The 20,411-nt window shown below is 74.6% G+C and carries 18 protein-coding genes; 12 read left to right on the top strand and 6 right to left on the bottom strand.

All coding sequences use genetic code 11. From position 1 onward, the window contains the following. Positions 1–552: 552 nt before the first annotated feature. The gene (locus ABZ135_RS15440; RefSeq protein WP_356695801.1) at positions 553–1,476 is read right to left on the bottom strand and encodes a DUF3027 domain-containing protein; all 924 of its coding nucleotides are present in this window, start codon (positions 1,474–1,476) and stop codon (positions 553–555) included. A 356-nt stretch (positions 1,477–1,832) separates the two neighbouring features. Between ABZ135_RS15440 and ABZ135_RS15435 the strand changes: the two genes are divergently transcribed. From ABZ135_RS15435 to ABZ135_RS15420, 4 genes are all read left to right on the top strand, one after another. Then, positions 1,833–3,212 (top strand): MFS transporter, encoded by a 1,380-nt coding sequence (locus tag ABZ135_RS15435; RefSeq protein WP_356695799.1) that lies wholly within the window; start codon positions 1,833–1,835, stop codon positions 3,210–3,212. Between the two features lie 73 nt (positions 3,213–3,285). Then, a complete protein-coding gene (locus ABZ135_RS15430; RefSeq protein ID WP_356695797.1) occupies positions 3,286–3,762 on the top strand; it encodes a DUF2771 domain-containing protein in 477 nt (158 codons plus the stop codon). Between the two features lies 1 nt (position 3,763). Next, positions 3,764–4,519, top strand: coding sequence for a futalosine hydrolase (locus tag ABZ135_RS15425; RefSeq protein ID WP_356695937.1), 756 nt, complete (start codon positions 3,764–3,766; stop codon positions 4,517–4,519). Continuing rightward, positions 4,516–5,367, top strand: a complete 852-nt coding sequence (locus ABZ135_RS15420) for a 1,4-dihydroxy-6-naphthoate synthase (protein WP_356695795.1) — start codon at positions 4,516–4,518, stop codon at positions 5,365–5,367. The genes ABZ135_RS15425 and ABZ135_RS15420 overlap by 4 nt, the downstream gene beginning before the upstream one ends. Before the next feature lie 5 nt (positions 5,368–5,372). Here the strand turns inward: ABZ135_RS15420 and ABZ135_RS15415 are convergent, their stop codons facing one another. Then, entirely contained in the window at positions 5,373–5,756 is a 384-nt protein-coding gene (locus ABZ135_RS15415; RefSeq protein ID WP_031073201.1) for a cold-shock protein, read from the bottom strand. A gap of 165 nt (positions 5,757–5,921) precedes the next feature. Here ABZ135_RS15415 and ABZ135_RS15410 point away from each other — a divergent pair, with 165 nt between their 5' ends. Further along, entirely contained in the window at positions 5,922–6,200 is a 279-nt protein-coding gene (locus ABZ135_RS15410; protein WP_356695793.1) for a hypothetical protein, read from the top strand. Here ABZ135_RS15410 and ABZ135_RS15405 read toward each other — a convergent pair. Then, positions 6,188–6,811, bottom strand: a complete 624-nt coding sequence (locus ABZ135_RS15405) for an HAD family hydrolase (protein ID WP_356695791.1) — start codon at positions 6,809–6,811, stop codon at positions 6,188–6,190. The genes ABZ135_RS15410 and ABZ135_RS15405 overlap by 13 nt on opposite strands. Positions 6,812–6,902: 91 nt before the next feature. Here ABZ135_RS15405 and ABZ135_RS15400 point away from each other — a divergent pair, with 91 nt between their 5' ends. The 3 genes from ABZ135_RS15400 to ABZ135_RS15390 are packed head-to-tail and all read left to right on the top strand — an operon-like array spanning position 6,903 to position 9,789. Continuing rightward, complete coding sequence (locus tag ABZ135_RS15400) at positions 6,903–7,916, top strand: iron ABC transporter permease (protein WP_356695789.1); 1,014 nt, start codon at positions 6,903–6,905, stop codon at positions 7,914–7,916. Further along, positions 7,913–8,968 (top strand): iron chelate uptake ABC transporter family permease subunit, encoded by a 1,056-nt coding sequence (locus tag ABZ135_RS15395; RefSeq protein ID WP_356695787.1) that lies wholly within the window; start codon positions 7,913–7,915, stop codon positions 8,966–8,968. The genes ABZ135_RS15400 and ABZ135_RS15395 overlap by 4 nt, the downstream gene beginning before the upstream one ends. Then, complete coding sequence (locus ABZ135_RS15390) at positions 8,965–9,789, top strand: ABC transporter ATP-binding protein (RefSeq protein ID WP_356695785.1); 825 nt, start codon at positions 8,965–8,967, stop codon at positions 9,787–9,789. The genes ABZ135_RS15395 and ABZ135_RS15390 overlap by 4 nt, the downstream gene beginning before the upstream one ends. A 191-nt stretch (positions 9,790–9,980) precedes the next feature. Here ABZ135_RS15390 and ABZ135_RS15385 read toward each other — a convergent pair whose 3' ends face one another. Next, a complete protein-coding gene (locus ABZ135_RS15385) occupies positions 9,981–10,973 on the bottom strand; it encodes a zinc-binding dehydrogenase (protein ID WP_356695783.1) in 993 nt (330 codons plus the stop codon). A 104-nt stretch (positions 10,974–11,077) separates the two neighbouring features. Between ABZ135_RS15385 and ABZ135_RS15380 the strand changes: the two genes are divergently transcribed. Beyond that, on the top strand, positions 11,078–11,419 hold the full coding sequence (locus ABZ135_RS15380; RefSeq protein WP_356695781.1) for a transcriptional regulator: 342 nt from the start codon (positions 11,078–11,080) through the stop codon (positions 11,417–11,419). Positions 11,420–11,491: 72 nt separating this feature from the next. Here the strand turns inward: ABZ135_RS15380 and ABZ135_RS15375 are convergent, their stop codons facing one another. Next, complete coding sequence (locus ABZ135_RS15375; protein WP_356695779.1) at positions 11,492–12,388, bottom strand: hypothetical protein; 897 nt, start codon at positions 12,386–12,388, stop codon at positions 11,492–11,494. Between the two features lie 41 nt (positions 12,389–12,429). Here ABZ135_RS15375 and ABZ135_RS15370 point away from each other — a divergent pair, with 41 nt between their 5' ends. From ABZ135_RS15370 to ABZ135_RS15360, 3 genes are all read left to right on the top strand, one after another. Then, complete coding sequence (locus tag ABZ135_RS15370) at positions 12,430–15,021, top strand: helicase C-terminal domain-containing protein (protein WP_356695777.1); 2,592 nt, start codon at positions 12,430–12,432, stop codon at positions 15,019–15,021. A gap of 137 nt (positions 15,022–15,158) precedes the next feature. Beyond that, the gene (locus tag ABZ135_RS15365; RefSeq protein ID WP_356695775.1) at positions 15,159–17,111 is read left to right on the top strand and encodes an MFS transporter; all 1,953 of its coding nucleotides are present in this window, start codon (positions 15,159–15,161) and stop codon (positions 17,109–17,111) included. Positions 17,112–17,232: 121 nt separating this feature from the next. Beyond that, positions 17,233–18,879, top strand: a complete 1,647-nt coding sequence (locus ABZ135_RS15360) for a DNA repair helicase XPB (RefSeq protein WP_356695773.1) — start codon at positions 17,233–17,235, stop codon at positions 18,877–18,879. A gap of 103 nt (positions 18,880–18,982) precedes the next feature. Here ABZ135_RS15360 and ABZ135_RS15355 read toward each other — a convergent pair whose 3' ends face one another. Continuing rightward, positions 18,983–20,335, bottom strand: coding sequence for a hypothetical protein (locus ABZ135_RS15355; protein WP_356695771.1), 1,353 nt, complete (start codon positions 20,333–20,335; stop codon positions 18,983–18,985). Positions 20,336–20,411 lie beyond the last annotated feature (76 nt).

Below are 20,411 nucleotides of genomic sequence, written 5' to 3'. Positions count from 1 at the left end.
CCCGCCCCGCCCGCCCGTGTGGGCAATCGTCCCGCTGGGGCGGGACGGGTGGGCACACGGGACGGCGCCCTGGCGGGCGCGTTCCGCACCTGCACCTACCCGCACCACGACGGCGCCGCACTGGTGGTGCGGGTCAAGGCACCGGGAGCCTAGGCCCGGCAAAGGGCGCCGTTCCGTTGTGCCCACCCGTTCCGCCCCAGCGGAACGAATGCCCACAACGGAGTGGCGGTAGGGCACCGCCCCGGCGGGGCCGAGGCCCTGGCGCGCAGCGCCGGGAAGGGCGGGCACCGCACCAGTGGGACGAAGGCCCACAATGCACGGGCCGAAGGCCCGGCGCCGCCCAGCGGAGCGCGGCCCCACGCGGGCGCGGCCCCCACGGGCCCTGGGCCGAAGGCGCACCGCCCCCAGCGGGGCGCGGGCCCACGCGGGCGCGGGCCGCGCGGGCGCCGGGCCGAAGGCGCACCGCCCCAGCGGGGCGCGGCCCCACGCGGGCGCGGCCCCCACGGGCCCGAGGCGCGAGCGCACCGGCCCGCAGTCGGGGCGCCGGGGCCGTTACGAGTGGCCCAGGTCTTCCGAGGCGTCCGGTTCGGTCGTGGAGCCGGAGTCCTTGGCCGGGCGGAGGGGGAACTCGTCCGCCGCCATCGAGTCGAGGACCGGCGGGGCCGGCCGCGGCGGCTTCGGCATGACCGCGGCCTCGGAGTGGCCGCCGCAGCCGTAGGCGAGGGAGACGACCCGGCCGTCGGCCGGGGAGAACTCGTTCGCGCAGACACCGAACGCCTGCTTCAGGGACCCGGCCAGCGGCACCAGGAAGGCGCACGACACACAGCTCGCGGGAGCCGCCTGCGCCATCGGGGTCTTCGCGCCGAAGGACTCGTCCCAGCGGTCCGCGGCGATGTGCAGCCCGTAACGCGACAGCACCCGGGCCCGGCGCATGCCGAGCTCCTCGGCGACCGCGGCGATCGCGCCCCGCGACGGCGTGCGGGAGGTGATCTCGGCGTCCTCGGCGTCGAGGTGCTCCTCCATCTCCTCCGAGACGGCCGAGTTCGGCGGCGGCGCGTCCTCGCCCGTGTAGCCGGGCTCCAGGCGCAGGTCGTCCTGCTCGGTGGGCAGCAGGTCGCCCGGGCCCATGTCACCGGGCCGCAGCCGCTCGCTCCACGGCACCCACTCGGGGGCGAGGAGGGCGTCCGGGCCGGGCAGCAGGACGGTTTCGTCAAGCGTGACGTTCTTCGCGCGGGAGGCCCGGGTGACGGTGACGGCCCAGCGCCAGCCGCGGTAGCCCGGCTCCTTGCACTCGAAGAAGTGCGTGACGACCCGGTCGCCCTCGGCGACGACCTCCACGTGCTCCCCGACCACGCCGGGCGCGGCCGCCTCCTCGGCGGCCTCCCGGGCGAGGTCTACGGCCTCGGCGCACAGACGGTCGGGGGTACGCGTGGCTCGCGGGGTACGCGGGGTACGGCTTCGCGTCGTCGCACTCACAGGTCTCGCTTCTCTCCTACGCCGTCTCACGGGTGCGCCGGCCGAGGAACGGGAGCGAGCGGGAGCGAAGTCCGGGGCCGTGGGCGGAGCGGACCAGAGGGCCGCATCGACGTCCACGCCCGACATGTCTCTCGTGCTTCTCGCGTGTCTCGGGCACACCTATCGTCATCCATTCTGCGGGATGCCGAAGAGGCGCGCGGCCGAGAACATCCGCCGGTGGCGCGCTACGCACGCTACCCCGTTCGCAGCTCTCAGCCCACCTGCCCGACCCAAGTGGCCCGCATCGCGGACCTCCGGCTCCGGCTCGCGGGCCCTGTCATCGGTTCGTACGACGGGTCGTGGGGCACTATGACGGAGTGGCAGCCGCACGGTCTTCCGCACGATCCCATGATCATGCCGGGCCGCTCAGCCGAGCGGGCCGGCAGGTGGGGCGCGCCCTGCACCTGCCCTTCACGGGCACGGCACGGGGCATCAGGAAGGCGACGCACGCGCACGGGGCGGGCGAGTCGGGGCTCGGAAAACTGATCGAGCTGCACGCCGTCAACGGCGCCGGCGACGTCATGATCACCGTCGCCCTCGCCTCCACCGTGTTCTTCTCGGTGCCGACGGACGAGGCCCGCGGCCGGGTCGCGCTCTACCTGGCCATCACGATGGCCCCGTTCACCCTCCTCGCGCCGGTCATCGGCCCGCTCCTCGACCGCATCCCGCACGGCCGCCGCGCGGCCATGGCGGGCGCGATGCTGACCCGGGCGGTGCTCGCCATCGCCATGTCGGGGGCGGTCGCCACCGGCGGGATCCAGCTCTATCCGGCGGCGCTGGGCGTGCTGGTGGCGTCGAAGGCGTACGGCGTGGTGCGCAGCGCCGTCGTGCCCCGCCTGCTGCCACCGGACTTCTCGCTGGTGAAGGCGAACTCGCGGGTGACCCTCGCCGGCCTGCTCGCCACCGGCGTCGCCGCGCCGATCGGGGCGGGGCTCCAGCTCGTCGGGCCCGGCTGGCCGCTGTACGGGGCGTGCGCGCTGTTCCTGCTGGGCACGTTCTGGGCCTTCCGCATGCCGCACAAGGTCGACTCGGCGAAGGGTGAGCGGCGCGCCCATCTGCTGACGCACGGCGAGAAGCGGCCGAGTCTGCGGACGGTCGGCCCGTCCGTGCTGCACGGCCTCCAGGCGAACGCCTCGCAGCGCATGCTGTCCGGTTTTCTGATCTTCTTCCTGGCGTTCCTGCTGCGCGTGCATCCGCTGTCCGGGCAGAGCGCGGCGGTGTCGCTCGGCATGGTGGCGGTGGCGGCGGGCGTCGGCAACGCGTGCGGGACGGCCGTCGGCTCGCTCCTGCGGGAGCGGGGCCACGGCCCGGAGGTGATCATCGCCACGATGCTGTCGGTGGTGCTCGGTACCGCCATCTGCGCGGCGGTCTTCTTCGGCGGCCTGATGGTGGCGGTGCTCGGCGCGGTCGCGGGCCTCACGCAGGCCCTGTCCAAGCTGTCGCTCGACGCCACGATCCAGCGCGACGTGCCGGAGGCCGTACGGACCTCGGCGTTCGCCCGTTCGGAGACGGCCCTGCAGATGGCGTGGGTGGTGGGCGGTGCCATCGGCATCTCCCTGCCGCTCAACGGGACCCTGGGCCTGTCCGTGGCGGCCGGGCTCCTCGGCCTGGGCTGGCTGCTGTCCGTACGGGGTCTGCTCGCGGCCGCCCGCCGCCACGGCCGCCGCGGAGGCTCCGCGAAGGCCCGGGTGGCGTAGGCGACGGAGTGTGCGGTGCGGCACGCCGCACCCCCGCGTGGCACGGACGCGACGGCCCGATAGCCTTCGGCTCATGACCGTTGCGTTCCTCACCCGCAAGCACCGTCGGGCCGCCGCGGCCCTCGGGGCCGTCTCCGCCGGGCTCCTCGTCCTCTCCGCCTGCGACAAGCCGTCCCCGGTTGCGACCGTGACGGTCGGCTCCACGTCGGTGAACTCCGAGGCCGTCTGCTACGACGACGGCAAGGCGATCCCCGAGAAGCAGCTCGGCGAGTGCCTCAACAAGCCCGGCAAGGCCGTCTCCGTCGACCCGACCGAGCGGGTGCGCTTCGGCGTCGACCCGGACGTCGCCGAGAACGGCTGGACGATCTTCCTGAACGGCCAGAACGTCGAGCCGGAGCCGTTCACCAAGACGTACCGCTCCATCCAGGCCAGCGCCTTCTTCAGCAACCAGACCGGCGAGCCCTCGGACCGGACCAAGGTCACCATCGTCGAGAACTCCGGCAAGAAGGTGACCGGCATCTGGTCCTTCGAGTTCAAGAAGAAGTCCTGACCTGTCCCCTCGCATCCTGGTCGTGACGGCCGTGGCGGCGGAGGCCGACTCCGTCGCCGACGGCCCGGCCGTCGACGTCCCCCTGCCCGGCGGCTTCACCCTGCGCCGCCACGCGCCCGCGCACACCCGCCCGGGCACGGACACGGGCCCGGTCGTCGACGTCCTCGTCGCGGGCGTCGGCCCCGCAGCGGCGGCCGTGGCCACCGCGACGGCCCTCGCCCACGCCACGACCCACCGCCCCTACGACCTCGTCGTCTCCGCCGGCATCGCCGGCGGCTTCCGGCCCGGCGCGCCCCTCGGGACCGTCGTCGTGGCCGACGCCGTCGTCGCGGCGGACCTGGGCGTGCGGACCGACGACGGCTACCTGGCCGTCGAGGAGCTCGGCTTCGGCCGGTCGGCGCACCGCGTGCCGGAGGCGCTGACGAAGGCGGCCGCCGGCGCGCTCGCCCACGGCGGCCTTCCGCACGTCGTCGGGACCGTGCTCACCGTCTCGACCGTCACCGGCACCGCCGCACGCGCCGCCGAGCTGGCGGAACGTCACCCCGGCGCCGCCGCCGAGGCGATGGAGGGCTTCGGGGTGGCCGAGGCCGCCGCCGCGTACGGCCTGCCCGTCCTGGAGATCCGCGCCGTGTCCAACGCCGTCGGCCCGCGCGACCGCGCCGCCTGGCGGATCGGGGAGGCCCTCGACGCGCTGCGCCACGCCTTCCGGCTGCTGACCCACACCGTCTTCACGGACCCCGAGGGAATCCCGCAGTGAAGCTGAAGATCGCCTACTCGCCCTGCCCGAACGACACCTTCGTCTTCGACGCCTGGGCCCACGGCCGCGTCCCCGGCGCGCCCCGCCTCGACGTGACCTTCGCCGACATCGACCTCACCAACGGCTGGGCCGAGCGCGGCGGCGCCCCGTACGACGTCCTGAAGGTCTCGTACGCCGTGCTGCCCTGGATCCTCGACGAGTACGCCCTGCTGCCCTGCGGCGGCGCCCTGGGCCGCGGCTGCGGGCCCCTCGTCCTGACCCGCGAGGCGGGCGACCCGGCGGAGCTCGCCGGGAAGACCGTCGCGGTGCCGAGCGAGCGTTCGACGGCCTATCTGCTGTTCCGGCTGTGGGCGGCGGACGTCGTCCCGGACGGGGTCGGCGAGGTGGTCGTCATGCCGTTCCACGAGATCATGCCGGCCGTGCGCGACGGCAAGGTCGACGCCGGCCTGGTCATCCACGAGGCCCGCTTCACCTACCAGAACTACGGCCTGCACGCGCTCGCCGACATGGGCGCGCACTGGGAGCACACCACCGGGCTGCCCATCCCGCTCGGCGCGATCGTCGCCCGGCGCTCGCTCGGCGCCGACACCCTGCGGCTGCTCGCCGACTCGGCGCGGGCATCGGTCCGCATGGCCTGGGACGACCCGACCGCCTCCCGCCCGTACGTACTCGAACACGCGCAGGAGATGGACCCGAAGGTGGCCGACCAGCACATCGGCCTCTACGTCAACGAGTTCACCGCCGACCTCGGCGAGACCGGCTATGCGGCGGTGCGCGGGCTGCTCACCCGCGCCGCGGCCGAGGGACTCGTCCCGCCCCTCGGCCCCGGCGCGCTGTCGTTCCCCTGACGGACTCAGACGTCGAGCTGGTCCGCGACCGCCCGCAGCAGGCCCGCGATCTTCTTGCCGTGCACCTTGTCGGGGTAGCGGCCGCGCTCCAGCATCGGCGTGATGTTCTCCAGGAGCGTGGTCAGGTCCTGCACGATGGAGGCCAGCTCGTCGGGCTTGCGGCGCTGCGCCGCGGCGACCGACGGGGTCGGGTCGAGGACCGTCACGGAGAGCGCCTGGTCACCGCGCTGGCCGGCGACCACGCCGAACTCCACGCGCTGCCCCGGCTTGAGGGCGTCGACTCCGGCGGGGAGCACCGACGAGTGCACGAAGACGTCGCCGCCGTCGTCGCGGGAGAGAAAGCCGAAGCCCTTCTCGCTGTTGAACCATTTGACCTTGCCGGTAGGCACGTCCGTCCTCGTCCTCGTACTCGATGGGTGCGCCGGGATCCCGGCTCCGTGTGGGAAAAGAGATACAGCGGGTCACCGACCCGCCGCCACCAAGGCTAATGGGCTCAGGCCCGGTGACAAGACGCCACCGGTCCGTTCTTCCGGCCTGGGAACTACCCTGGCCGCATGCGTAGTGAAACCCCTCCGCCCCCGTCGGACGACAGCGCCCCCGGTGACGGGCTGGTGCGCGCCGGCGCGATCCTGTTCCTCGTCGGGGCGGTCGCGACCCTGGTCACGGTGGCTCCGCTGTTCCTCGGGACCGACCCGTTCCCCACGGTCGCGTACCTGGTGTCGATGCTGATGGGGGTCGGCTTCCTCGTCGCCGGGGCGGGCGTGCTCCGCTCGATCGCCGCCCAGCGCCGCCGGGCCAGGGCCGTACAGGCCGCGACGGCTCAGCCCCGGTAGCCCTCCCACCAGGAGCGGAAGTCCGTCAGGTCGGCCAGGACGACGTCCGCGCCGGCCGCCCGCAGCTCGTCCGGGTCACAGGGGCCGGTCGCCACCGCGACCGACAGCGCGCCCGCCGTACGGGCGCCGCGCACATCGCCGACGTGGTCCCCGACGTACACCCCGGCGTCGTGGGCGCGCAGCGCCTCCGCCTTGCCCTCGGCCCACAGGTCGCCGACGACGGCGTCCGGCTCCATGCCCAGGTGGGCGAGGTGGATCTTGGCGTGCGGCTCGTTCTTCGCGGTCACCACGATCGTGCGGCCGCCCGCCTCGCGAACGGCTTGGATCGCGTCCCGCGCACCCGGCATGGGCACCGTCGGCTCGATGGCGTACCGCCCGTAGAACTCGCGGTAGCGCTTCACCATCTCCGGGATCCGGTCCTCGGGGAACCAGTGGGCGAGCTCGTGCCGCAGCGGCGGGCCGAGGCGGGAGACGACCAGGTCGGCGTCGATCGGCACGCCGACGTCGACCGAGAACGCCTCGAAGGCGGCCTTGATGCCGGGCCGGGTGTCGAGGAGGGTCAGATCGAGGTCGAAGCCGACCGTGAGCGCGCTGGAATCCATGCGGGTCATTGTGCCCGGGCGATCGAAATCGGCCACTGTCTAGACTTGGCGGAGCCTTACCGAAGATCGCACCACTGCCCGCAGCTCCGATGGGTGTTCCTTGACCGCCATACGTTCCCGACGCGCCTCCCGGCGCGTCGTCGCGACCACGGCGGCGGTCGTCGCCCTGCTGCTCGCGATCCTCCTCAGCCTGGCGGTGGGCGCCCGCGCCGTCCCTCCCGCCACCGTGTTCGACGCACTGCTGCACGGGGCGACGAGCCCCGACGCCGAGGTCGTACGGGAGCTGCGGGTGCCCCGCACGCTCATCGGCCTCATGGTCGGCGCCGCCCTCGCCCTGGCCGGCACCGCCCTCCAGGGCATCACCCGCAACCCGATCGCCGACCCCGGCATCCTCGGCATCAGCCAGGGCGCCTCCGTCGGCGTCGTCCTCGCCATCGCCGTCGCGGGGGTGCGGACCCTCCACGGCTACGTGTGGTTCGCCTTCGCCGGCGCCGCGCTCGCATCCGTCGCCGTCTACGCCATCGCCTCCAGCGGCCGCGGCGGGGCCACCCCCGTGAAGCTGGCGCTCGGCGGCGCCGCGATCAACGCGCTCCTGCTGTCCGTCACCACCGGCGTGCTCACCACGCAGGCGTCGGCGCTCGACGAGTTCCGGTTCTGGCAGATCGGCTCGCTCGACGGCCGCGACACCCAGATCGTCGGCCAGATCTGGCCCTTCCTCCTGCTCGGCGCGCTGCTCGTGCTGTCGGTGGCCCGGGGGCTCGACGCGCTCGCGCTCGGCGAGGACGTCGCCAAGGGCCTCGGGCAGCGGGTCGCGACCGTACGGATCGTCGGCGGCGTCGGCGCGACCGTGCTGACCGGCGCCGGCGTCGCCGCGGCCGGCCCGATCGCCTTCGTGGGCCTCGCCGTCCCGCACATCGCCCGCGCCGTCGTCGGCAGCGACCACCGCTGGGTGCTGCCGATGGCGGCGCTCATCGGCCCCGTCATGCTGCTGGTGTCGGACGTCGCCGGCCGGATCCTGTTCCCGCCGGGCGAGGTGCCCGCGGGCGTGATGACGGCGCTGATCGGCGTGCCGTTCCTCGTGACGCTGGTGCGGCGCAAGGCGGTGCCGGCATGACGACGACGCTCCCCCGCCTCCGCCCGGCCGGCTACGGCCTCGTCCGCGCCGGACGCGCCTCCTTCCTCGTACACCGGCGCTCCGCCCTCGTCGCCGCGGGCCTCCTCGCCCTCCTGGCCGCCGCCTCCGTCGCGTACCTCTGCGTCGGCGAACGCTTCGTCCCGCCCTCCGACGTCCTGAACGCCCTCCTCGGCACGGAGCCGTCCTTCGTCGTCGAGGAACTGCGCCTCCCGCGCCTCGCGACCGGCCTGATGGCCGGCGCCGCGTTCGGCGTCGCGGGCGCCCTGATCCAGACCGTCGCCCGCAACCCGCTCGCCAGCCCCGACATCATCGGCATCAGCCAGGGCGCGGGCGCGGTGACGGTCGCCGCGATGACGTTCGGGCTCACCTCCTACGCGGTCATCCCCTACGTGTCGATCGCGGGCGGCCTCCTCGCCGCCGCGCTCGTCTACGTGTTCGCCTGGCGCGGCGGCCTGCACGCGACCCGGTTCGTGCTCATCGGCATCGGCTTCGCCATCGCGCTGCGCTCGCTGACCCACCTGTTCATGACGAAGGGCGACTACCTGGTCGCCCAGCAGGCCCAGATCTGGATGACGGGCTCCCTCAACGGGCGCGGCTGGGACGAGTCGCTGCCGCTGCGGCTGACGCTGCTCGTGATGCTCCCGGCGGTGCTGTGGGCGGCCCGCGCGCAGCGGACGGTGTCCCTGGACGACGACACGGCGACGGCGCTTGGCGTACGGCTGGGGCGGGTCCGGCTCGGGCTCGTCGCCGTGGGCGTGGTCCTGGCGTCGGTCGCGACGGGCGTCGCGGGCCCGGTGGACTTCGTGGCACTCCTGGCGCCGCAGATCGCCCGCAGGACCACCCGGACGGCGCAGATCCCGCTGCTGTGCTCGGCGCTCATGGGCGCGGCCGTCGTGATCCTGGCCGACCTGCTGGGCAGGCGGCTCCTCGCGCCCACCGAACTGCCGGTGGGCGTCCTGACGGCGGCGGTCGGCGCCCCGTACCTGATCTGGCTGATCGCACGCAGCCGCGCCGTGGGAGGCAAGTCGTGACCCAGGACGTCGAAGTGATCGGCGGCAGCCGACTGTCCACCCGCTCTCTCACCCTCGCCTACGAGGAGCGGACCGTCGTCCAAGAGCTCGATCTGGCGATCCCGGACGGCAAGGTCACCGTCATCGTCGGCCCGAACGCGTGCGGCAAGTCGACGACCCTGCGGGCGCTCGGCCGGCTGCTGCGGCCCCGGTCCGGGGCGGTGCTCCTCGACGGCGAGGAGCTGGCGAAGCTGCCCACGAAGCGCATCGCCCAGCAGATCGGCCTGCTCCCGCAGACCCCGGTCGCGCCGGAGGCCATCACCGTGGCCGACCTGGTGGCGCGGGGCCGGCAGCCGCACCAGGCGTGGTGGAGGCAGTGGTCCGACGAGGACGAGCGGGCCGTCGTCGACGCGATGGAGCGCACGGACGTCTCCGAGCTGGCCGACCGTTCGGTCGACGAGCTGTCGGGCGGCCAGCGCCAGCGGGTGTGGATCGCGATGGCCCTGGCGCAGGAGACCGACCTGCTCCTGTTGGACGAGCCCACCACGTACCTGGACATCGCCCACCAGGTGGAGGTCCTGGACCTGGTCCGGCGCCTGAACCACGTGCGCGGCCGGACGGTCGTCATCGTGCTGCACGACCTGAACCAGGCGGCGCGGTACGCCGACCACCTGGTCGCCATGAAGGCGGGCCGGGTGGTCGCGGAGGGCGCGCCGGGCGAGGTCGTCACGGCGGAGCTGGTGCGGGAGGTCTTCGGCCTGGAGTCGGTGGTCGTGCCGGACCCGGTGACGGGCTCACCGCTGGTGGTGCCGGGTGCGCCGTGGGCGGCGGCGGGGACGTGAGCGGGGGACGGGGCGGGGGCCGCGTTCCGGACGTAAAGCGTGATTTGTGGCGCGGAACGAGGGGCTCGGCCCCTCGACGTGGCAGCCCCGCGCCGTAAATCATGCAGTCCGGGACGCGGCCCCCGCCCCGGCCCCCGCGCCCCGTCCCACCCGCCCCGGCCACACCCGCCCCGGTCGCACCCGGCCCGCGCTCAGGCCACCTTGAGCAGCAGCTTCCCGGTGCTGGTGCGGGAGCCCATGAGCCGGTGGGCCTCCGCCGCCTCGGCGAGGGGGAACTCGGCGGTGACGGGCAGCACGACCGTCCCGTCGGCGACCTTCGTGAAGGCGTCCTCGGCGAGGGCGCGCAGGGCGTCGGGGGCGGTCTGGGCGAGCAGGAGGATCGAGAAGCCGGAGACGGTGACGCCCTTCGGGTAGAGCTCGGGCTGTCCCACCCGCCACGGCTCGGCGGAGCTCGCGTTGCCGTAGGAGACGAGCCGGCCGAAGACGGCGAGGGAGGCCAGCGAGCCCTTGAGGGTCTCGCCGCCGACCGGGTCGAGGACGAGATCGACACCCCGGTCGCCGGTCACCGTACGCACCGCCTTCTCCAGAGCCCCCGGGTCCCGCTCGAAGTCGCCGGCGAACACCTCGTCGTAGCCGTGTTCGCGGGCGTACGCGGCCTTGGCGGCCGACGACACCGTGCCGTACACCGCGCCCGCGCCGGCGGCCTTCGCGAGCCGGCCGACGGCGGTGCCGACGCCGCCCGCGGCGCCGTGGACGAGGACGGTCTCGCCGCGCCGCAGCCGGCCCACGGCGTGGACGAGGGCCTGGGCGGTCGGCAGGACGGTGGGGAGGGTGGCGGCGGTGCGCAGGTCGATGCCGGCCGGCAGCGGGAAGACGGTCGCCGCCTCGGCCACGGCGACCTCGGCGTAGGCGCCGCCGCCGGTGAGGGCGGTCACCTCCTGGCCGACGGCGAGTCCGGTGACGCCCGCGCCGAGGGCCCGGACGCGGCCGGAGACCTCGAGGCCGGGCCGGTAGGGCAGGGCCTGGACGCGGTAGCCCTCGGCGCGTGCCTTCAGGTCGGCGAAGTTGACCCCGGCGTAGGCGACGTCGATGCTCACCTGTCCCGGGCCGGGCTCGGGGGCCTCCACCTCCACCACCCTCAGGACCTCGGGACCGCCGTGCTCCGCCAGCTCGATCGCGCGCATGCCGTACCTCCGGCTCGACTGTTCAATGAAAAGCGAACACCGCCGACTGTATGATCCAGATCGAACACTCGGCAAGCCCCGGGCATCGAGACCGAGAGGACACCATGCCCCCCACCGGCCATCGGCCCGCCCCCGAACACACCCACCCCGACGAGGTCCCCGTCCTCACCGCCCTCGCCGCGCTCGCCGACCCCGTACGGCTCACCCTCGTGCGCGAGCTCGCCGGATCCGACGACTGGACCCGCGCCTGCGGCAGCTTCGACGTGCCGGTCGGCAAGGCGGCGCTCAGCCATCACTTCGCCGTCCTGCGCGCGGCGGGCCTCGTCGAACAGCGCGACCAGGGCCCCAAACGGGTCAACCGCCTCCGCCGCCCCGAATTCGACACCCGCTTCCCGGGCCTGCTCGACTTGGTCCTGCGCCCGGACGCTGCCGCCGCCCCGGCGTGATGGCCGCGCCGTACCGATCAGGCATCCGGCGCAGAAGCGGGCTCTCGTGGATCTGCCGGCCCCGCCCGAGGATCAGGCGTCACGGGCCGCCCGGCGGGCGCGCCACAGCAGGAAGAGGGCCGAGGCGACGGCGGCGGCGCGCAGGGTCCACGGCCAGGTGGCGGCGATGGCCGCGCCCATGCCGGCCTCGCCGGCCGCGACGGGGTCGCCCCAGCGGCCCTCGACCCGGCCCCACAGCCAGACGATCCCGGCGGTGACGGCGAGGCCCGGGACGATCAGGACGGCGCCGCGGCGCTCGCGGGAGGCGTACGCGAGGAGCCAGCCCGCGACGAGCGGGAAGAGGGCGCCGAACGCGGCACCGGCGAGCAGGAGCAGGGCCGAGACCAGGAGCAGCGGGCTGCCGAGCCGCAGCCCGCGCATCCGCGCGAACCGCCCGGCCCGTTCCCCGGCCTCCTCGCCGTCCGCGTCCGCGTCCGCCCCGTGGTCGCCCTCGCCGTGCTCGCTCTCCTCCCCGTCCTCCTCCTCGACCGGCGGAGGCTTCAGCAGCTCCGGGATCTCGACGCCCCCGACGAACCCGGGCACGTCGACGGCGTCCAGGGTGTCCGGCGCGCGCCACCAGTCCGCCTCGGCCGCCCGCGGCCCGGGCACGGAAGCACCGGCATCCCCCGCAGCATCAGCACCGGGCGCGGCGGCCTCGTCATCCGCCGCCGCCGGCGCCGACGACGACGCCCCCGGCGCCGGCGCCACCCGCCCCACCACCTCGTCCGGCGTACCGAGCTCGCCGAGAATGCCCGACACGCCCGCGCCGCCCGCGCCGCGCTCGGCGCGGCGGCGTGCGATCTCGTCCCGCAGGCCGGAGACCAGTTCACGGCGCTCGGCCGCCGGCACCTGGCGTTGCTGGGCCAGGTCGCCGACCCGGCTCAGATAGTCGAAGACCAACCGGTCGTTCTCGATCCCCTCGATCCCCACGGCATGACGTTAGCGCCTGCGCAGGGGCTAACGTGGTGCGGATGGGGATCGGTGAGCTCGACCGGGAGGCGCACGTGCCCGAGGGAACGGACGACGGCGCGGACGGCGGCGCGGCCAAGAGCGTCGGCGCGCCGCCGCGCACCCTGAACGCACCGCCGCGCACCCTCGCGGAGGCGCTGCGCGCGGGTGGCGACGAGGGACTCGCCGCGCTGCTGCGGGCCCGCCCGGACCTGCTCACGCCGGTGCCGAACGATCTGACGCAGCTCGCGACCCGGGCCGGCACCCGTGGTTCCGTCGTGCGGGCCCTGGAGCGGCTCGACGCGTTCGCGCTCCAGACGGCCGAGGCCCTGGCGGTGGCCCCGGATCCGGCCTCGTACGGGGTGCTCCTCTCCTTGTTCACGGGGGACGACGGGCACCCGGACGCACCGGAGATCGCCGCGGCGCTGCCGCGTGCGGTCGCGGTGCTGCGCGAGCAGGCGCTCGTGTGGGGCGACGACGAGCGGCTGCGGCTCGTTCGGACCGCGCGGGAGCTGCTGGCGCCGTCGCCGCAGCATCCCTCCCCCACCGGTCTGGGGCCGACGGTCGCGGAGGCGACGGCCGGGATGTCGCCGGGCCGGCTGCAGGAGATCGTGGCGGCGGCCGGGCTGCCGCCGACGCATGACCCGGTGTCGGCGGTGGCGGCCCTGACGGCCCTGTTCACGGACCGTACGAGGATGGCGGCGCTGCTGGACACGGCGCCGCCGGAGGCGCTCGCGGTGCTCGACCGGCTGGTGTGGGGCCCGCCGTACGGGGAGGTGACGGCGGATCCGACGCCGCCGGTGCGCTGGCTGCGCGACCGCGGGCTGCTGCTGCCCGCGTCGACGCGGACGGTGGTGCTGCCCCGGGAGGCGGCGCTGCATCTGCGCGGCGGGCGGGCGCACCGGACGCCGGAGCCGACGGCTCCGGTGGTGGTGGCGGCCCGCGACTACCGTCCACAGGTGGTGGACAACGCGGCGGCCGGGCAGGCGTACACGGCGCTGTCGACGGTCGAGGAGCTTCTCAAGTCCTGGAACCAGGGCGGCCCGCCGGTGCTGCGGGCGGGCGGTCTGGCCGTACGGGACCTCAAGCGCACGGCGACGGTCCTCGACGTGCCGGAGCAGGTGGCGGCGTTCTGGCTGGAGCTGGCGTACGGGGCGGGGCTGCTGGCCTCGGACGGGGAGGCGGACGAGCGGTACGCGCCGACGCCCGCGTACGACGACTGGCTGGACCTGCCGGCGGCGGAGCGCTGGGTGCGGCTGGCGGGGGCCTGGCTGGCCGCGACCCGGGTCCCGGGCGTGGTCGGCACCCAGGACACCAAGGGCCGTACGCTCGCCGCGCTCGGACCGGGTCTCGACCGGGGCCCGGCGGCGGAGGTGCGCCGCCGGGTGCTCGGTCTCCTCGCGACGCTGCCGCCGGGCGCGGCGGCCGACCGGGAGTCGGTGCTGGCCCGGCTGCGCTGGGACCGGCCGCTGCGGGGCGGCGGTGACCAGGCCGCGGATCTGCGGGCCCGGATCGCGACCTGGACCCTGGAGGAGGCCGAACTCCTCGGCGTCACCGGCCGCGGCGCGCTCGCCTCGCCCGCCCGGGCGCTGCTCAACCTGCCGCTGGCCGAGCCCGCCGACGACGACGCCCTCGACAGCCACGCGCACGACTGCGAGCCGGCCGTCGCCGCGTCCCGGGCCGCGACCCTGCTGGCCCCGCTGCTGCCGGAGGCGGTCGATCACGTCCTGTTGCAGGCGGATCTGACCGCGGTCGCGCCGGGGCCGTTGCGCCGCCCGCTGGCCGAGGCGCTGTCCGTGCTGGCGGATGTGGAGTCGAAGGGCGGCGCGACGGTGTACCGCTTCACGCCCACGTCGGTGCGCCGCGCCCTGGACGCCGGGCGCAGCGCTTCCGACCTGCACGACTTCCTGACCTCGCACTCGCGTACGCCGGTGCCGCAGCCCTTGTCGTATCTGATCGACGACGTGGCGCGGAAGCACGGCCATCTGCGGATCGGCGCGGCGTCCGGTTACGTCCGCTGCGACGACGACGCCCTGCTGGGCGAGATCCTGGCCGACCGCCGGTCGGCCTCCCTGGGTCTGCGCCGCCTGGCGCCGACGGTGCTGGCGGCGCAGGCGGACCCGTCGTCGCTGCTGGAGGGGCTGCGGGCGATGGGCTTCGCCCCGGCCGCGGAGTCCGCGGAGGGCGATGTGCTGGTCACCCGCGCCGACGCCTACCGCACCCCGCCCCGTACCGCCCCGGCCCCGGTCCAGGACGGCCCGCCCGCCCCGGACGGCACGCTCCTGACGGCCGCGGTCCGGGCGATCCGCGCCGGCGACCGGGCGGCGACGGTGCCCCGCAAGGAACCCTCGACGTCGGCCCCCCTCACACCCGGCGCCCTGCCCCGCACCTCGGCCGCCGAGACCCTCGCCACGGTGCAGGCGGCCGCGATGACCGGCTCGGCCGTCTGGATCGGCTACGTGAACGCCGAGGGCGCCGCGAGCCAGCGCGTGATCGCCCCGGTCCGCGTCGAGGGCGGCTTCGTGACGGGCTACGACCACACGGCCGACGAGGTCCGCACGTACCCGCTGCACCGGATCACGGGCGTGGCGGAACTGGCGGACGACGAGGGCTGAGCAGCCGGCATCCGGCATCCGCGGGGAGACGGCTCCCGCCGGTGGTCGCGGGCGCGGGCAGGTGCCGACTCTCTCGATCACTTCTCAACCGACTGCTTTTCAACCTCGGCCAGGGGCCTGGGAGTTAAGCTCCCCGAGTGAAGCAGTTGACCGCAGAAGACCCGGCTCGCATAGGGCCCTACCGCCTGATCGCCCGGCTGGGCGAGGGTGGCATGGGCCTGGTCTACCTGGGCCGTGACGCCGACGGCCGCACGGTCGCCGTGAAGGTCGTCCAGGCCGGGCACGCTCAGGACCCCGAGTTCCGTGCGCGGTTCGCCCGCGAGGTGGCCGCCGCGCGGCGGGTGGGCGGGAGCTGGACGGCGGCCGTGCTGGGCGCCGACACCGACGCCGCGACGCCCTGGGTGGCGACCCAGTACGTCCCCGGCCCCGATCTGACCACGGTGGTCGGCAGGGAGTTCGGGCCGCTGCCCGAACACTCGGTGCGCGTCCTCGCCCATCGGCTCGCGCTGGCTCTGCAGGCCGTTCACGGAGCGGGGTTGATCCACCGCGACCTCAAGCCGTCGAACGTGCTGGTGACGTTCGACGGCCCGCGTGTCATCGACTTCGGCATCGCGCGGGCCTTCGACAACGTCGGCGAGAACAGCCTGCTGACCCGCACCGGCATGCTGATCGGCTCGCCGGGATTCATGTCCCCGGAGCAGGTCCGGGGCCTCGAACTCACGCCGGCCAGCGACGTGTTCTGCCTGGGCGCGGTCATCGTCTACGCCGCCACCGGCCGCCTCCTCTTCGGCGCCACGGACACGGGCCTGAACGCCCACCTCTTCCGCGTCGCCGAGGAGGAGGCGGACCTCACCGGCGTCCCGGAGTCGCTCGTCGATCTCGTACGCGCCTGCCTGCACAAGGACCCGGCCCGACGGCCCACTCCGGCCGAGGTGGCCGACCGCACGGCCGCGGACGGGGCGGAGGAATGGCTGCCCGGCCCCATCCTGGCCCGGCTCGGACGTCATGCCGCCCAGTTGCTGGACTACAGCCCCGCCCCGCCGGCGGAGTCCCCCGCCGCACGGCCGGACCCTCGCGTCGAGCCGGTCCGGACGCCCGGTGAGCCGTCCCCGCATCCCGCCTACACTCCGACGTCCCCCGCGTACTCCGGGGCGGCCGCCCCCTCTGCCGGCCCTCCCCCGGTGGGACCGGGCACCTGGGGCGCGCCCACGGCCCCCGCCCATCCCCATCCTCGTCCCCCTGCCCCTCCGCAGAGCACGGCGGCCTCGCACCCCAGGCGCTGGTGGGGTCTGGTGGTGCTCGCGCTCGCGCAGCTTGTCGTCCTGACCGACGCGACGGCCTCGACGACCACGGCGACGGGGAACGACCGGCGGGATTCGGGGCTCGCCCTGGGCGAAGCGAGCCTGTACGCCCTCCCCCACGTGTCGGCCTTCGTCACGCTGCTGCTGTTCGGCGGCCGCCTCGCGGACCGTGTGGGCCGCAAACGGATGCTGATCATCGCCCTGGTGGGCTTCGCGGTCACCGTCATCGTCCCGGCCCCACCCGCCCACATCCTGACGGGCGCCTTCGCCGGGCTCGTCACGTCGACCACGGCGACCCTGGTGTCCACCTCCTTCGCCGACCGGCGGGAACGCGGCAAGGCGTTCCGGATCTACGTGGCGGTCGCGGGGAGCGGTCCGGCGCTCGGCCTGGTCCTGGGCGCCCGGCTCCTCGAGATCACCCCCTGGCCCGTGTGGCAGTTCGCCGGCGGCGTCTGGGCCCTGATCGCCGTGATCGGAGTGGCGACCCTGGTGCAGGACCGCCCGGACCGCCTCGGTACCCGCTTCGATCCGCCCGCCGTGCTGCTCGGCTCCTTCGGGACGGTCACCCTCGCCCTCACCACCGGCCCGCCCGGTTTCGCCGCTCTGCCCCTGGCCGTGCACGCGGTCGGCATCACCCTGATCGCCGCCTTCCTGTGGCGGCAGACCAGGTCGGCGGACACGCTCGCCTGGCCGTCCGGCCCCCACGCGCACGTCCCCGCCGTCTGGTATCTCGGGGTGGCCCTGGCCGGCCTCGTCCTCGCCGTTCTGCTCGGCGGTGCGATCTCTTGACCTCTCGCGGTCGGTGCGGATCGCGCGCGGCGCTCATGTGATCCGTGGGGCGGTCCCCTCGGACATCGGCCGGGCTTCAGGCAGACTGGATGTTTGGCCACGTGGAAGGGATGCGCAGCACGTGAACGGTCCACTCATTGTCCAGAGCGACAAGACCCTGCTCCTGGAGGTCGACCACGAGCAGGCCGAGGCGTGCCGGCGCGCCATCGCGCCCTTCGCGGAGCTGGAGCGGGCGCCGGAGCACATCCACACGTACCGGGTGACGCCGCTCGGGCTGTGGAACGCGCGGGCGGCGGGGCACGACGCCGAGCAGGTCGTCGACGCGCTCGTCGAGTTCTCGCGGTATCCGGTGCCGCACGCGCTGCTCGTGGACGTCGCCGAGACGATGGCGCGGTACGGGCGGCTGACGCTGTCCAAGCATCCGGTGCACGGTCTCGTGCTCACCACCACGGACCGCCCGGTCCTGGAGGAGGTGCTGCGCTCGAAGAAGGTGCAGCCGCTGGTCGGGCAGCGGATCGACCCGGACACCGTGGCCGTGCACCCTTCGGAGCGCGGCCAGATCAAGCAGACGCTGCTGAAGCTGGGGTGGCCGGCCGAGGACCTGGCCGGTTACGTGGACGGCGAGGCGCACCCGATCGACCTGGCCGAGGACGGCTGGGCGCTGCGGCCGTACCAGCAGCAGGCCGTCGAGGGCTTCTGGCACGGCGGTTCGGGCGTCGTCGTGCTGCCCTGCGGCGCGGGCAAGACGCTGGTCGGGGCCGGGGCGATGGCCAAGGCGCGGGCGACCACGCTGATCCTGGTGACGAACACGGTCTCGGCCCGCCAGTGGAAGCACGAGCTGGTGAAGCGGACGTCGCTGACCGAGGACGAGATCGGCGAGTACAGCGGCACGAAGAAGGAGATCCGGCCGGTCACCATCGCCACCTACCAGGTGCTGACGACCCGCCGGAAGGGTGTCTATCCGCATCTGGAGCTGTTCGACTCCCGTGACTGGGGTCTGATCGTCTACGACGAGGTGCATCTGCTGCCGGCGCCGGTCTTCAAGTTCACCGCCGACCTCCAGGCGCGGCGGCGGCTCGGCCTGACCGCCACCCTGGTCCGCGAGGACGGCCGTGAGTCCGACGTCTTCTCCCTCATCGGCCCCAAGCGCTTCGACGCGCCGTGGAAGGAGATCGAGGCGCAGGGCTACATCGCGCCCGCGGACTGCGTGGAGGTGCGGGTCGATCTGACCGACGCGGAGCGGCTCGCGTACGCGACGGCGGAGGCGGAGGAGAAGTACCGCTTCTGCGCGACGACGGCGACGAAGCGCCGGGTCACCGAGGCCCTGGTGAAGCGGTTCGCCGGGCAGCAGATCCTCGTCATCGGCCAGTACATCGACCAGCTCGACGAGCTGGGCGAGCACCTGGACGCGCCGGTGATCAAGGGCGAGACGTCGAACGCGCAGCGCGAGAAGCTGTTCGACGCGTTCCGCAACGGTGAGATCAGCGTCCTGGTGGTGTCGAAGGTCGCGAACTTCTCGATCGACCTGCCCGAGGCCACGGTCGCGATCCAGGTGTCCGGCACCTTCGGCTCCCGCCAGGAGGAGGCCCAGCGCCTGGGCCGGGTGCTGCGTCCGAAGGCGGACGGGCACCAGGCGCACTTCTACTCCGTGGTCGCCCGCGACACCATCGACCAGGACTTCGCGGCCCACCGGCAGCGCTTCCTGGCCGAGCAGGGCTACGCGTACCGGATCATGGACGCGAGCGAGCTGCTGACCGCCGGGGAGTGACGCCGCCCTCGGTGCGTACGACAAGGGGCCCCGTCCGTACGCGGACGGGGCCCCGAGTCGTCCGGCGAAGGCTTCAGCCCGCCGGGTATCAGCCCGCCGGGTTTCAGCTCGCCGGGTTGAGGACGATCTTCGCCTGGTCGTTCTTCCGGTTCGGGTCGAACGGCAGCGGCGTGTCGCCGTACGGCGGCTTCAGCACCACCGCGCCCTTGGCGCCCGTGACGACCGTGTCGATCCGCAGCGCGAACGGGAGGGTCACCGTCTGCTGCTCGGCCACCCATATGGGCATCCGGCACAGGTAGCGCGGCGCGCCGGTGCGCACCTCGCTCTCCCACCAGCCGCCGTCCGCGGTGCGCGGCTCGCAGGCGTCGGGCACGGCGGTGGCGGTGGCGCCGCGCGGGACGGTGACGTCGACGTCGGCGACGGGGTCGCCGGAGGTGAGGTTGGCGACCCAGGCCGGGCCGCGGTTGCGGAAGGTCACCGGCACGGTGACGGTCCGGCCGGCCTCGGCCGTGAGCTTGGCGCCGCGGACGGCGAAGTCGGCGGTGTTGACGGCGGTGACGTCGAGGAGCGCGCCGTTGCCCTCCGGCTGGAGGTCCTCGGCGCCGCCGCCGGGCCGGACGCCGATGTCGACGCGCTCGGCCAGCGCGTACGGGGCGACCTTAGCCGTCGGCGGCGTCGGCAGGGTGAAGGTGCCGCCCGGCGGGACGACGTCGTCGAAGGCGCAGTCGAAGCGGGTGAGGGGCTTGACGGTGCCGCCCTCGCCGAGGGGGGTGGCGGTGCACTGCGGCGGGAGACCGGTGAGGTCGAGTCCGCGGGTGACGTAGAGGCTGAGCTCGACGCCCTGGGCCGGGCGGTTGCCGTGGTTGGCGACGGAGAGGCCGACGGGCACGGTGCTGCCCGGGGTGACGCCGGTGACGGGCGCGGGCCGGTCGAGGACGAGGTCGGGGCCGGAGGCGACCCGGAAGTCGGTGCCGTTCTCGGCGGCGGTGAGCCGGCCGCCCTCGGCCGTCGTGGTGGCCTCGGCCTGGTACGCGATCCGGCCGGTGGCGCCGTCGGCCGCACCGGCCACCGCACGGACCTGGAGCTTCACGGGGGTGGAGCTGTTGACGGGGACCTCGGGGAGGGAGCAGACGGCCGTGGTGCCGGCCGGGGCGCAGTTCTCCGGCCAGGTGACCTCGGCGATGCCGGCGAGGCCGGATATGTCGACGGTGAGCCGGCCGTCCGTGACGCGGTGGCCCGGGTTGTCGTGGTAGAGCCCGAGGGCGAGGGTGACCGCCGGGGCCTGCTGGGTGCCGTCGACGACGTTGGGCAGCACGAGCTCGTACGGGTTCGCGGCGATCCAGAGCTGGTCACTGTCCGCGAGGGCCGGCGTGGCGGTCGTCCCGACCGCGACCAGGCCCGCCGCCGCGGCACAGGCACCGAGCCGCGCGACGCGGCCGGTGAGGGGCTTCTTCATGATCTCCTCGTTCGTCGATGGGGGCGGTGCGAAGAGGAGACCCGTGAGGCCGGGTGATGGTTGCCCCCTGCCCCCG

Origin of the sequence: Streptomyces sp. NPDC006339 (assembly GCF_040612775.1) — a bacterium.
Taxonomy (GTDB): Bacteria; Actinomycetota; Actinomycetes; order Streptomycetales; family Streptomycetaceae; genus Streptomyces.
The sequence above is the reverse complement of the archived record's forward strand: the minus strand, read 5'-3'. Positions and strand labels throughout refer to the sequence as shown.

Bases quoted from the DNA above. Each gene is read 5' to 3' on its own strand.
- ABZ135_RS15430 (WP_356695797.1), top strand. From the start codon at position 3,286: ATGACCGTTGCGTTCCTCACCCGCAAGCACCGTCGGGCCGCCGCGGCC.
- ABZ135_RS15410 (WP_356695793.1), top strand. From the start codon at position 5,922: ATGCGTAGTGAAACCCCTCCGCCCCCGTCGGACGACAGCGCCCCCGGT.
- ABZ135_RS15405 (WP_356695791.1), bottom strand. From the start codon at position 6,811: ATGACCCGCATGGATTCCAGCGCGCTCACGGTCGGCTTCGACCTCGAT.
- ABZ135_RS15395 (WP_356695787.1), top strand. From the start codon at position 7,913: ATGACGACGACGCTCCCCCGCCTCCGCCCGGCCGGCTACGGCCTCGTC.
- ABZ135_RS15385 (WP_356695783.1), bottom strand. From the start codon at position 10,973: ATGCGCGCGATCGAGCTGGCGGAGCACGGCGGTCCCGAGGTCCTGAGG.
- ABZ135_RS15380 (WP_356695781.1), top strand. From the start codon at position 11,078: ATGCCCCCCACCGGCCATCGGCCCGCCCCCGAACACACCCACCCCGAC.
- ABZ135_RS15370 (WP_356695777.1), top strand. From the start codon at position 12,430: ATGGGGATCGGTGAGCTCGACCGGGAGGCGCACGTGCCCGAGGGAACG.
- ABZ135_RS15355 (WP_356695771.1), bottom strand. From the start codon at position 20,335: ATGAAGAAGCCCCTCACCGGCCGCGTCGCGCGGCTCGGTGCCTGTGCC.